The following is a 12642-nucleotide window of genomic DNA, read 5'->3' as shown; positions in this document are numbered from 1 at the left end:
GTTTGGGGACTTAATTTTTTATAAGCTGAACAAATGATGCGTAATAAGAAAAGTTTGCATCAGAAGAAATAATGGGTATATTTTCACTTAACGCGATAGCCAATAACAAGCGATCAAAAGGATCACGATGATTTTCTAATAACGGAATAGAATCGTATGCAGCAATATGATTTGTAGTGATAGGTAATAAATTAAAATTATCCCGTTCAATACATTCAGCTAATAACCCAATTGTTAATGGCAATTCTGGTAATTTACTTATTTTTTGTTTAATTGCAATTTCAAATAAGCTGACTTGGCTAACAAAGATTTCATTACTTTGCAGAATTTGACGAGTTTGTGCAGTAAGATTATCTGGGCTAATTAATGTCCAAATAAAAATTTGTGTATCAACTAAATAGCGTATTATATATATTCACTTAAATCAGTCAGCGGTTGATTAAAATCATCAGGAATTTGATAACCCTTTCCCGCTAAACTGCCGATTTTCACTCCTTTTGTAGATGAGTCTATTCTTGCCGTTTCATCTTTAACAAACATCACGATAACATCGGTTTTTTCAGCAGTGGGCGGCGGTTCTTGCAGAATAATTTGCCCGTTTTCGTAAATGGCTTTTATGGCAATATACATGGTTTTTTCCTTGTAAATATAAGAAAATAGTAAGCAATCTTTTAAGATTCCCGCAAAAAACCCAATTCAAAAACCAACGGTTGCAATTTCACCGTTAATTCTTTATAAACTTGTTCAAATTCGCTGAAATCAATAGGGAGATAATCGCCGCTTTCATTGCGTTTTTTTAAGGCGTTACGAATTTGATACCAACCGACATCAGGGCGATTTAATTTTAATTCTTCGCAGGTGCGATAAGTGTCTGTGGTGGAAAAATAAGCCTGCCATAATAATCGACCTGCATTTAAAACGGCTTTGGCTTCTTTAGACAGTTTCTTTTTCTTGAGATATTGCACCATAAAATCAGATTCAAAGCGATCTGGCGCGCCGATTTCTTCTTCAGAATAAGGAATAAAATGATTCACAATTGACCATTTTTTACCATTCCATTCTAAATCATTGGCACTGGCGGTTAAATTGCTGCCATTAAATAGCATCCAGATTAAACAATCGTGTTTAAATTCGTCGGTTAATTCGCCAGTGGGTTGTAAAAATTGATCGCGGTCGTTTAACCAAGTGGGTTTAATTAAACGACGCACGGAGAAAACAATTGCAGCTTGCCAAAGGTTTTCTGGATTAATGTATATTCCACCGCTTTCACCATAAGCTCTTGATGAAAGAATATAAGTGCTATTAGCATTTTGCATATCATTACCTTTAGCAGTAAGATAAGCTAGTGCATTATCAGACCAAGTTTTAAAATCTTTTTTAGTTGCTGGCGTTAAAGCATTTGTAAGTGGAATCACTTCTAATTCATTTGATTTAGGACGTGAAATCCATACATTAAGCATTTTTTCATTTGGAACACAATAAAAATATTTTTCACCAATGGGATTAGCATCTTTATTAATCACCTCCACAGAGATTTCATTAATTTTATTTTTTACTTTTGTATCCCATATCAAAAAACCAATAGGAAAATCCCCTTTTAACCCATCAAAGGCTTTGCTATGAACAATAAAACCACCTAAATATTTGGCTTTCCAAACATTTCTAAATTTTTCAAAAAAAGGCGCATTAACATATTTTAGCTTGCTAAAAATGGCCACTGTTGCTGTGGGTATTTCTTGATAAATACGCGCTAAAAATTGAGTAAATAGTTCGCGGGTTGCTGAACCATAACCATTCATCATTAATGAAGACACTTTATTTTTTGCAACATTTGTTTTGCTTTCTTCATTTACAGATGAAGCAGCCTCCGCATAAGGCGGATTCATTAACACTAAAATCTTTTTCCCTTCTCGAATCGCTTGGCGCAAACTTTCGGGGATTTTATTGGTCAGAGAATAATCAATTTTACCGTCATCAGTAATGTCATCATTTAAATAATCATATTGAAAACGATAAGCCGCAGCGCAAGTTTTTGTGGCGCGCATCACATCTATATCCGCTTGATCCAAAGTACTCATATAAACATTACGCGGATTAGAATGTTTCACTTCCAAATTTCCCACGCCACAACACATATCCCACACAATATAATTCTTTTGCCAATTTTTACCCAAAACTTCCGTTAATTTATTATAAGCCGCATCAACCACATTTAAAGGCGTATAAAACGCGCCTTTAAAGCTGCGTTCATCCAAAGGAATTAAACTATCACGGCGTTCTAATAAATAATTACGATATTCAGTATCAGGGGGTCTATGATAAATCGCCCAAAATTGACGATAACCTTCTTTATTATTTAATTTATAAACTTTTTGATACAATGAAAATGCGGGTTGATTATTAATATAAATTAATTCAGCGGGTAAATGTTCATGTGTGGATAACGTGCCATCGTTCATTACATCGGCAAAAAATAATAGGGCATAATCTTCTTCATTAACCCCAATAATTTCCCGCCCAATCATGATCATCCATTTATCAAAAACCTGTTTTAAATTATCAGGCGTAATTTGAGCGCGAATAATTTCGCCTGTTTGAATCGCTTGCTTAACGGCTTGAATAAATTCTTGCTCATGACTAGAAATTTTAAACGAAATAAAATAAGCCCCAATATAAGCCGATACTTCGTCTAAAGCTTGTTTAGGATATTGACTGGCTGATTTTCCCCATTTAATGCTTTTCTTTTTTAACAAAGGCAAAACATCAGCGGTTTTCATTAACGCGGCTTTTTCCGTATCAATTACCGCTAAAAAAGGCGGAATAATTTCCCCTTTATTTAACGCATCCTGCACATAATGCAATAATTGCGTGAACATCGCATAACTAGAAATTTTCCCGCCTTCTTTCGCTTCAAACCAAATCTCATCCGTGCGAATATCAATTAAACCTTTGGTATAGCTTTTTAAGCCCAAGGCTTTAATGTAAATATCTTTGACATCTTCTTCGCTGCGGGCGTGTTGTAATTTTTCGTAGAGGGTGGGCATAGAAGTGACTCAAGTTAATGGGTTATCTGATTCTGACAAAAAATTTTATGCCGATTCAAACCACTCCCTCCGCAATCGGCCAACGCGGACGCGCATAAAAAGCCAAATCTTGTCTATCCCCGGCCAGCAAACGCAAATAACCCGCATACGCAATCATGGCCCCATTATCCGTACAAAACAGCGGACGCGGATAAAAAACCTGTACGCCTAATGTCGTGCCTAATGTGGTTAAAACGGCACGTAAACGACGATTCGCACCGACTCCACCCGCGATCACCAATTGCGTTAAACCCGTTTGCTGCAAAGCCCGCTGACACTTGATCGCCATCGTGTCAATAATCGCCTCTTCAAAAGCCAACGCAATATCCGCACGAGTTTGTTCATCGGGATCAACTTGGGCTTGCCACGTATTCATGACAAAGGTTTTCAAACCGCTAAAACTAAAATCCAAACCCGGCCGTTGCGTCATCGGCCGCGGAAAATGAAAACGGCCAGCCTGTCCCTGTTCAGCCAAACGCGCCAACACAGGACCACCGGGATAACCTAAACCCAATAATTTAGCCGTTTTATCAAAGGCTTCTCCGGCCGCGTCATCAATCGAATCGCCCAAAATTTCATACTGTCCCAAGCCATCGACGCGCACCAATTGCGAATGTCCGCCAGAAACCAATAAGGCGAGAAAAGGAAATGAAGGCGCATGCGTTTCCAACATCACCGCCAACAAATGCCCTTCCATGTGGTGTACAGAAACGGCAGGCTTTTGCCACGCCCAAGCCAAACTTCTGCCCACCGCCGCACCCACCAACAAAGCCCCAATCAATCCGGGGCCTGCCGTATAAGCAACCGCATCAATGTCTTGTTTACGCAATTGGGCATCGGCCAACACTTGACTGATCAACGGCAACAAACGTCGCACATGATCCCGTGAAGCCAACTCCGGAACGACTCCGCCATAAGGTGCGTGCAGTTCCACTTGACTAAACAAAGCATGAGCTAATAAACCCCGTTCGCCATCGTAAACAGCCACTCCCGTTTCATCACAAGAGGTTTCAATGCCCAATACACGCATCATTTTACTCACTTTGTAATCTTTGTTTAAGAAAAGCGACCACTTCAGACAAAGGAATTTCCTGCGTTTCTGAATCACGACGGTGTTTATATTCCACCACGCCCTTATCTAAACTGCGATCTCCCAAAACAATGCGATGCGGAATGCCAATTAATTCCATATCAGCAAACATAACGCCCGGCCGCTCTTTGCGATCATCAAATAACACATCAATTCCCGCGGCTAATAAAGATTCATACAATTGTGTGGTGACTTCGGGTAAACGATCCGATTTGTGCATATTCATCGGCAATAAAACCACACTAAATGGCGCAATATTTTGCGGCCATAAAATACCTTTATCATCGTGATTTTGTTCAATGGCGGCCGCGACAATTCGAGACACACCAATACCGTAACAACCCATTTGTAAAATCACACTTTGGCTGTTTTCGTCTAATACTGTAGCCTGCATGGCTTGGCTATACTTCTGTCCCAATTGGAAAATATGCCCGACTTCAATTCCGCGGGCGATCTGAATCATCCCTTTGCCGTCGGGACTGGGATCGCCCACTTCAATATTGCGCAAATCGGCCGTTTTAGGTTCAGGCAAATCTACCCCCCAATTGACACCGACCAAATGTTGTCCATTCTTATTGGCACCGCACACGAAATCAACCACATGCGCCGCCGCATAATCCACCACCATAGGAATTCTTAATCCCAAAGGCCCCAAAGACCCAATGTCACAACCTATTTCAGCCTTAATTTTTTCAGGGCTGGCCATTTGTAATGGAGCTTGAATATCGGGTAATTTAGCGGCTTTAATTGCGTTTAAAGTATGATCGCCGCGCACGATTAAAGCGACTAAACCATTTGTGCCTTCTACCACCAATGTTTTTAAACATTGAGTAGGTTTCACATTTAAAAACTGACTGACTTCCTCAATTGTATGCTGGTTGGGCGTATTGACAATGGCGAGACTGGGCGATTGTGCTTTAGCGCGTGGGGAAGGATTGGGCAGCGTCGGAGCTAATTCCACATTGGCCGCGTAGTCGCTACTGTCGCTATACGCAATCGCATCTTCTCCCGAATCGGCTAATACGTGAAATTCGTGAGAACTGTTGCCACCAATACTGCCCGTATCGGCTAAGACCGCTCTGAATTTTAACCCTAAACGGCGAAAAATACGGCTATACGTCTCGTACATTTCATCATAAGTCTCTTGTAAAGAAGCCGCATTAATATGAAATGAATAAGCATCTTTCATCAAAAATTCCCGCGCCCGCATAATGCCAAAACGCGGACGAATTTCATCACGGAATTTAGTTTGAATTTGATAAAAATTAGCGGGCAATTGGCGATAACTTCTAATTTCTCGACGAATTAAATCAGTAATAATTTCTTCATGCGTCGGGCCAAAACAAAATTCACGTTGATGACGGTCACTTAACCGTAGCAATTCAGGGCCATAATGTTCCCAACGTCCTGATTCTTGCCATAATTCGGCGGGTTGTACCGCGGGCATCAGAACTTCTTGTGCGCCGGCGCGGTTCATTTCCTCGCGCACAATGTGTTCTACTTTACGCAACACCCGCAAACCCAACGGCAACCACGTATATAAACCTGCAGCCAATTTGCGAATCATGCCTGCCCGTAACATGAGTTGATGACTAATAATTTCCGCATCGGTGGGCGTTTCTTTTACCGTAGCGAGAAGTAAACGAGAAGTACGCATTCAAAGTGCCTTTTGTGAAATGGAATAAAGAAAGAAAAAAGGCCGGCCAATATAACAAAACCGCGCCTTCTATGAAATATCTGGCTTTCATTTACAACGAATTACGAAAAAAAAATAGGATCATAAAGTCACAATACATCTTCTGCAATGCACTGAATTTGTGCCAAATTGAAGCGTTAAATCTTACAAAAGCAAGTTGACAGCTTATCGGTGGAATTCAACGGACAAAAGGCTGCATTGTTAAGATAAAAGCGTAGGATTTTAATGTATAATTAGTTCAGTGACTGTAGAAAGCCAAAAAAAGCAGACGAACAGAATGGCAACCTCAATAAAAATAAAAAGCCGCATCATGATTTTATTACCCGTTTAGCACATAGATCATTAGAATTTTAATTTAAAGTGCGTTGGATTGTTACTGGAATTTTGGAATTAATTTTGCATGATTTTTAGAATTAGGCAAATCATTATTCCCCATAAAAATAACAGATACAATCACAGTCCAACAATTTTCCGAATCATCTCAGCGATGTGCGACGACACACACCGCAATCTACCGCGACCAATTGGGCGGTATCGCTTGAGAGAACTTTTTAGGAGTCTCATTAAAATGAGTGAATATAAATATTACTCTCTGGCTATCGTGATGGCAGCGGGGATGTTGAGCGCGGGAAGCCTCTCTGTCGCACAAGAGACAGAAGATGCCGCGCCCGCTCCTGTGGTCAGTGAATCGCCTTACGTGGAAGTTCCGCCGCCTGTGGTCAGTGAATCCCCTTACGTCGAGGTCACACCAGAGCCTGAACCTGCGCCTGAACCAGAACCTGAACCCGCGCCAGAGCCTGAACCAGAGCCAGAACCTGAATCTGAACCTGAACCCGCGCCAGAACCTGAACCCGCGCCAGAGATTCCGGCCGCTGATTCTGACACGGAAGTAACGACTGATATTGATGAAGAATCCCCTTCTGATTCTGAGAATGATCAGGAAGACGCGGCAGCAGAGGAGTCCTCCGAAGATTCCGCTATTGAACCTGTGGTGAGTGAAGAGGCTTTTGTAGAAGAAGATATTGCCATCGTCAGTGAAGAAGCCTTTGCCGAAGTTGATCCTTCTGTGGAAGAAGAGGAACTTGACGAGTCTGAAGAAGAATCTGAAGAAGAAAACGCAGAAGACGAAGAACTCACCGAAGAAGAAATAGACCCCACAATTCCAGTGTGGGCGACTCATTGGCAAGGTGGTTTTTTCTCTGTTACGGGCGAAAAAAGTCAAGCACCCAATGCCCCGATTTGTGACTTGTACGAAAACAAAGTGATCGACAACTGGGCTGCACCTCAATGGATCACCTTACGCGCTTGGCTACAACTCTCCGCCGAAGAAAGTGGCAATGTTCCTCGTCCTTTACAAGCCAAATTAACCGCTGGTTGGTATGTCGCACAACCTGACGCGCCTTTATCCATTTGTCCCACAGAACAGCCTTGTGTGGGCAGTGATAATGTTACGCTGGATGAGGCAGCCAGCCAAATTATTACCACAGACGACAGTGGTTATTTGGAATTGGCTTTAGTCGCTTGGTGGCCGGGGATTGACGAAGCACAATTAAACGAGCCAACTCCCGAATTTTTCGTGGAAAATCATTACGGATTAAGCGTTTACAATGAACACGGTGAAGCCTTGCCTCGTTTTGACGACGGACAGCCTGCCGCTTATGCCATTAACAAATCTCTCTACTGGACGGCAGAACAACTCAGCGAACAATGTAATTATACGCCACCGCCGCCGGCGAATTGCTTAATTTATGGGGTTCACGATCAAGGTTTGAATGACAGCCATTTATTCACCATCGATCCCAATCAGAATTGGGCAATTTCTCCACTCGGTCCTGTGTATGAAATTCATGATATTGAAGGTTTAGCCATTGATCGAGAAGGACAACGTTTGTTTGGTAGTTCTGGCAATGATGCGTTTGGTTTTCCGAACGGTTATTTATACCAAATTAATAAAAATAATGGCAAATTAACGCCTGTGGGTCATATTTGCTTTATGGCAGATAATAAACCTATATGCGGTGTTGAAGTGTCTGCGATCAGTTTTGACACAGAAGGCACATTGTGGGGTTGGGCGGAAAATTATGGTTTGATCACCATTAGTACAGACAATGGTGTAGCGCAATTGGTGGCTGCCAGTAGTATTCCTGTAGAAGACATCGCATGGAATGAACGCGGTGATACTGTTTATGCCATCGCACAAAAAAGTTTGTGGGCTTATGACGGAGAGAATTTAAGCCAACGTTGCTTGTTGGATGGACAAATTGAGGCTTTAGAAGCCTTACCTGACAGTGTGCGGGTGGCTTATGGCTTACCAGAGGATCGTGATGTTTTACTGTTTACTTATCACAAGCGCACCGATTTATCCATTCACACTCTGGATGCGAAAACCTGCCAAATTTTAGAAGATATTCGCATTACGACTCCAAAATATTACGATATTGAAGGGGTTGCGTGGGTTTGTCATGCGGGTTTGGACAATCCTCCTCCTTACGCGCCCGAAGAAGAAACGCCTACTGAATCCGATGAACCCACTGATTTAGCTGGCGAAGAAGTGATTGTTGATGAAGAAGAGTTGATCGTCGTTGGCGACGATCCCAACACCGAAGCCGAAAAAGATGAAGAAGCCAAACCCATTTCTACCGATGTGATCAATGTGGTCAACGGAGTGTGGGACAAAGATTTTAATGCACAAGATGTGGCTTGGGTTGGTGGAGATCGCGGCGATGCGTTGGCGATGCGTTTTTATGACATCGAAGTGCCTAAAGGGCATTATGTGGAGTCGGCTTATATTATTCTGACCAATGAATTGGATACGGAATGGACTAAGTTATCCCTGAAAATTCAAGCAGAACGTTCAACCCGTCCCGCCACTTACAGCGAAGCGGCTTTACCCACCGCACGGGATTTAACCGTCAGTTACCATTTGTATCAACAAGATGAACAGTGGAAGCCCGGTGACAGCTTACAATTGGAAGTCACTGGCCCATTGCGCGAATTAGCCAATGAAGCCCTGTTAGGTAAAACAGTTTCTTTTGTCATCAGTGGCCAAGGCGTTGGTAATGGACGTAAACACTTTTATGCCAGCCATGCGCGTTTGGTGTTAAACGTGGAAAAAATAGAACCTGTGCCTTTCTTGACGGAAGAACAAAAGGCCGCCGATGACAAAGGGGGAACATTGGCGATTATTCCAGAAGTGTCTGCGCCAATGCCAGAAGCTCCTGTCGTGGTGGTAAGTCCACCGAACACAGGACAATTGCCTATCGTTCCGGTGCCTGCGCCGGTTGAGCCGCCACCCGTTGTTGATGAACCCCCACCGGTTGTTGAGCCGCCACCTGCTGTTGAGCCGCCGCCCGTTGTTGATGAACCCCCACCGGTTGTTGAGCCGCCGCCTGCGCCTGTCGTGCCTACACCACCGCCGGTTGTGGATACTGGCATGGAAACGGGCGATGACAGCAGTGGATATGATGATGACCCTGAGCGTCCCTACGTCCCGCCGCATTCTAATACGTCTGACGACGGCGATGACCGAAGTGAGAGCGGTGATTATCCGTCTGACATGTAATTAGGTTTGGCGGGTGAGGAAAAAGAAAAGAGAGAGAAGTCTTATTTTTGACTTCTCTCTCTTTGTTTTTAACCGCTTTGCCCTCACCAACGGCGGCGAGAGCGGGCAGGACGGGGCTTATTCTTCATGATCGACTGGTTTATAAGCGGACATCAGTTGTTGTTGTACATTATGGGGAACAGGTTCGTAGTGGCTTAATTCCATACTGTAGTGGCCGTGGCCGCCGGTGACTGATTTTAATTCGGTGGAATAATGGCTTAATTCGCTTAATGGCACTTCGGCACGGACAATCATCGTGTCTTCGCCTTGCATTTCGCTGCCCAAAATTCGCCCGCGTTTGGTGGCTAAATCGCCTGTAATCGACCCCATCGCACTTTGTGGCACATTCACCTCTAAAGTCACAATCGGCTCTAAAATCAAAGGTTTTGCTTGCAAAATAGCTGCTAAAAATGCTTTTTTACCCGCAGAAACAAAGGCAATTTCTTTAGAATCCACAGGATGATATTTTCCATCATACACTGTGACGCGAATATCCTGCATGGCGTAACCTGCAATTGCACCTGAGTCCATCACTTGTTGAACGCCTTTTTCTACCGCTGGGACAAATTGCCCGGGAATTGCACCGCCAGTAATGGCATCAACAAATTCAAAGCCTTGCCCACGTTCCAAAGGCTCTATACGCAAAAAAACCTCACCAAATTGTCCTGCGCCGCCGGTTTGTTTTTTATGGCGATGGTGTCCTTCAGCGGCTTGGCTGATGGTTTCTCGATAGGGAATTTTTGGAATACTTGTATTAACTTCAATGTTGTACTGTTGTTGCATCCGCTCTAATAGTAAACGCAAATGTAAGTCACCCATACCAAATAATACAGTTTCATTCAGAGCCACATGGTGTTCTAAACGTAAACAAGGGTCTTCTTCTACCAAACGCTGTAAAGTTTGACTGACTTTCTGTTCATCGCCTTGACGTTTTGGTGTCACCGCTAAACCGTACATCGGCCGCGGTAAAGTTTGTGGCATTAAGTGTAAATAGTCTTCTTCGTGCGAATCGTGCAGAACCGCATCAAAAAATAAATTATCCACCTTCGCTACCGCACAAATATCACCGGGAATTCCCCGCGCCATCTCGATCTGTTGTTTGCCTTGCAATTTAAACAAATGATTGACTTTAAAAGGTTTTCTGGCATCACCAATGAATAATTGGCTGTCTTTGGTGATAGTGCCTTGATGAATGCGGAAAAGGCCAATTTTCCCCATATAAGGATCGGCACTGACTTTAAAGACATGTGCCACCACATGTTTATCAGGGTCAGAGACAACCGCAAACGGCTCTGCACTTGCCCCTTCGCCCCGTAAAAAGGGTCTGGGATTGCCCTCTAAAGGGTTAGGCATTAACTTCACCAATAAGTCTAACAATTCAGGAATTCCAGCCCCCGTCTTTGCAGACACAAAACAGACAGGAATTAAATGCCCTTCACGCAAGGCTTTTTCAAAAGGTGCGTGTAATTGTTCGGGGGTTAATTCTTGGCCTTGTTCTAAATATAAAGCCATTAATTCTTCATCCACTTCAACGACTTGATCAATGATTGCCGTATGGGCTTGAGCCACGCTGCTAAAGTCAGATTCTCCCGCAGGATTAAAGAAACAATCCACCACTTGATTGGCTTGATTGGCGGGTAAATTAATGGGCAAACATTCTGCGCCAAAAGTATCGCGTAATTGCGCCACCAATTCTTCTAAATGCACATTTTCTGCATCAATGCGATTCACAATAATTAAGCGGCATAATTTCTGTTCAGCGGTGCGTTTTAAAAACCGACGAGTGAGCATTTCCACGCCTGTGGCAGCATTAATCACGACGGCCACCGTTTCTACCGCAGGAAAAACACCAAAAGCGTGACCGATCAAATCAGGCGTTCCGGGGGTATCGATGAGATTAATGTGGCGATCATGGTAATCAAAACTCACAATGCTGGCATTGAGGGAGTGTTGATAGGTTTTTTCCAGAGGGTCAAAATCGCAAACGGTATTGCCAGCGGCAATATTTCCTGCATTATTAATCACTTGTGCTTGTTGTAATATTTTTTCAACTAAAGTGGTTTTACCTGCCCCTGTTTGTCCGACTAAGGCAAGGTTACAAATCGCTTCGGTGGTGTAATGTGGCATGACTAATTCCTAATTATTGTTGATTCGTTTACGGTAAAAAAGCGTTCAGTTTAACGCAGTTTGAAAGAAAAAAGGGAGATTTTTGTCTGCTTCTGAATCAGAATGGACAGAATTTTAGGATTTTCAGAATAATTACGATTCGAGAAAAAGGGCGGGTCTAAATAAATTAAATCGACTGATTCTGATTCTAAATCTTTCAAAATTTGCAGTATCGCCTAATAAAAGTTTATTCATCTTCTCAAAATCTTATTTAAGGTCATTTCCCGATGCCACCAAAAAAGACTCCACGATCCCCACCACTTGCGCCAACGCATCAGGCTTTGCACGACTACGTGCAGTCGTACTCATCTTCTGTAACAGCAGTGGATTTTGCAGCAATGCTTCCAAAAGTTGGGCTAAAAGTTCTACACTTAACTGCGTTTGCGACATTGATATAGCCGCTTCATGCTGACTTAAATAGCGCGCATTATGCGTTTGATGATCATCGACCGCATGAGGGAACGGAATCAAAAGAGCAGGCAAACCCGCTTGCGCTAACTCACTGATCGTTAAAGCACCTGCGCGACAAATCGCCAAATCTGCCCATACGTAGGCTTGCGCCATATCTTCGATAAACGCGCTCACTTTGGCCGAAAAAGGCGCATTGGCGTAAGCCATTTGCATTGTCTCAATATGTGCCGCGCCCGTTTGATGCCACACTTCAAAAGATAAGCCTGTTTTTTCATGCAGTTGCAACAAAGCTGCTGGCACCGTTTCATTTAACACCAACGCGCCCAAACTCCCACCGACAACAAGAATACGAAAAGGCGAGCGTGGCCGCGTCACCTCTGGCAACGTCGCAAATTCAGCCCGCAAAGGATTTCCCGTGACAACTGGATTGTATTTTTCAGCAAAAGTCTCTGGAAAAGCCGACATCACCCGCGTCGCCACCCGCGCCAACCAACGATTGGTCAAACCTGCCAACGCATTTTGTTCATGAATAAATAACGGAATACCTGCCAACCAAGCCGCAATTCCCCCAGGCCCCGTGACAAATCCCCCAAAT

General features: G+C 43.3%; 8 protein-coding genes. 1 reads left to right on the top strand and 7 read right to left on the bottom strand.

From position 1 onward, the window contains the following. Positions 1-10 precede the first annotated feature (10 nt). Genes TPSD3_RS10470 through TPSD3_RS10450 form a run of 5 tightly spaced genes read right to left on the bottom strand, consistent with a single transcriptional unit; the run spans position 11 to position 5830 of the window. On the bottom strand, positions 11-406 hold the full coding sequence (locus TPSD3_RS10470) for a type II toxin-antitoxin system VapC family toxin (RefSeq protein WP_280938420.1): 396 nt from the start codon (positions 404-406) through the stop codon (positions 11-13). Further along, the gene (locus TPSD3_RS10465) at positions 406-630 is read right to left on the bottom strand and encodes a hypothetical protein (protein ID WP_086488494.1); all 225 of its coding nucleotides are present in this window, start codon (positions 628-630) and stop codon (positions 406-408) included. Before TPSD3_RS10465 ends, TPSD3_RS10470 begins: the two co-directional genes overlap by 1 nt. A gap of 41 nt (positions 631-671) precedes the next feature. Then, complete coding sequence (locus tag TPSD3_RS10460; RefSeq protein ID WP_086488493.1) at positions 672-3044, bottom strand: hypothetical protein; 2373 nt, start codon at positions 3042-3044, stop codon at positions 672-674. 55 nt (positions 3045-3099) lie between these two features. Continuing rightward, a complete protein-coding gene (gene tsaD / locus TPSD3_RS10455) occupies positions 3100-4113 on the bottom strand; it encodes a tRNA (adenosine(37)-N6)-threonylcarbamoyltransferase complex transferase subunit TsaD (protein WP_086488795.1) in 1014 nt (337 codons plus the stop codon). Between the two features lie 4 nt (positions 4114-4117). Further along, on the bottom strand, positions 4118-5830 hold the full coding sequence (locus TPSD3_RS10450; protein WP_086488492.1) for a proline--tRNA ligase: 1713 nt from the start codon (positions 5828-5830) through the stop codon (positions 4118-4120). A 607-nt stretch (positions 5831-6437) separates the two neighbouring features. Between TPSD3_RS10450 and TPSD3_RS17560 the strand changes: the two genes are divergently transcribed. Further along, positions 6438-9431, top strand: a complete 2994-nt coding sequence (locus TPSD3_RS17560; protein WP_086488491.1) for a hypothetical protein — start codon at positions 6438-6440, stop codon at positions 9429-9431. 117 nt (positions 9432-9548) lie between these two features. Here the strand turns inward: TPSD3_RS17560 and fusA are convergent, their stop codons facing one another. Together fusA and murG are read right to left on the bottom strand one after the other, a co-directional pair. Next, entirely contained in the window at positions 9549-11597 is a 2049-nt protein-coding gene (gene fusA / locus TPSD3_RS10440; protein ID WP_086488490.1) for an elongation factor G, read from the bottom strand. A gap of 246 nt (positions 11598-11843) precedes the next feature. Next, positions 11844-12642: undecaprenyldiphospho-muramoylpentapeptide beta-N-acetylglucosaminyltransferase (gene murG / locus TPSD3_RS10435; protein ID WP_140048535.1), on the bottom strand; the 799-nt coding region annotated here is incomplete at its 5' end.

This window comes from Thioflexithrix psekupsensis (assembly GCF_002149925.1).
Classification (GTDB): Bacteria; Pseudomonadota; Gammaproteobacteria; order Beggiatoales; family Beggiatoaceae; genus Thioflexithrix; species Thioflexithrix psekupsensis.
The sequence above is the reverse complement of the archived record's forward strand: the minus strand, read 5'-3'. Positions and strand labels throughout refer to the sequence as shown.